Annotated in this window: 1 protein-coding gene; it reads right to left on the bottom strand. The window is 33.2% G+C overall.

The features are described from left to right. Positions 1–335: 335 nt before the first annotated feature. A partial coding sequence (locus E1171_RS00970; RefSeq protein ID WP_343031270.1) for an alpha/beta hydrolase occupies positions 336–1,125 on the bottom strand: 790 nt, incomplete at its 5' end.

Below are 1,125 nucleotides of genomic sequence, written 5' to 3'. Positions count from 1 at the left end.
ACAAGTTAATATATTCTGTATGTTGGTCGGAATTACCCGTTTAATGTGCCACTAAAAGGCGGGGGTAGACTATGGTGATAATGAAGAGCTACTTTACTTGATTAGAAACCGATGATCCCAATAAACTCAGAAAGATCTATTTAAAAAGATGGAGCAAAAGGTCTAAATGTACTTACACAGTTTCCGGATAGTGTCTAAAAACAAAATGGGCAGACCATTAATGGAGGTACTTAACCTCATCCCCTTCTGGATAAATCAAAATTCACAATTCCTCAGGTAGAGTAATCATTATTAAGAACCTCTATTTGAAAATACTTATTATCATTGCAAAAAACCTATTTTAAAATCAAGTCGATATAATTAACATACTCAACATTATCATTTATCCCATTATGCATTTGACCCTTCAATACAATATATTCGTCATTGGGCTTGAGCAATGGTATTAACTTTTTTGAAGACTCTATATAAATCACTTCGTCCTGATCACCATGAAAAATGGTAATGGGAGCAGATATTTTCCCAATTTCTTTATTGGTCATCAGCTGATATTTTACAATTGGGGAAGGAATAAAAGGGTAATAATGATGAATAATATCCACAAGACTGTAGTAAGGAGCAATCAAAATCAAACGAGAGGGGTTATTTTCAGCAGCCAAATGCGCCGCCATTCCTGTTCCTATCGAATAACCAATTATAAAAACATCATTTTCCAAATAAGACTTTACAAGTTCATTATAAACTAATTGAATGTCTTTATGAAGTTGATTTTCACTGGTAATCCTCCCCTGGCTTTTACCATATCCACGATAATCTAAAACAAAAATATCATAATTATTTTTTAGATAAAGCCCAGCCACTTTTCCCCAACTTTCAACAGAACCAGCATTCCCATGCAGGTAAAAAATTAATCCTTTGGCTTTAGGTGCTTTAAATAAAATGCCATGCAATTGAATATCCCTATCTACCCCTATTTGTACTTCCTCAAATTCATAAGGGAAAGTAAATTGGAAATCAGAACTCAATTTATCGGGAAAAAAAATCATTTTCTCCTGAAAAAAATAGAGATAACTGAAAACAGCCGTTACCACAAGAAAAAAAAACATGATTACCATTCTACCTAAT

Origin of the sequence: Xanthovirga aplysinae (assembly GCF_009711365.1) — a bacterium.
Taxonomy (GTDB): Bacteria; Bacteroidota; Bacteroidia; order Cytophagales; family Cyclobacteriaceae; genus Xanthovirga; species Xanthovirga aplysinae.
This window is presented reverse-complemented; position numbering and strand designations above follow the sequence as displayed.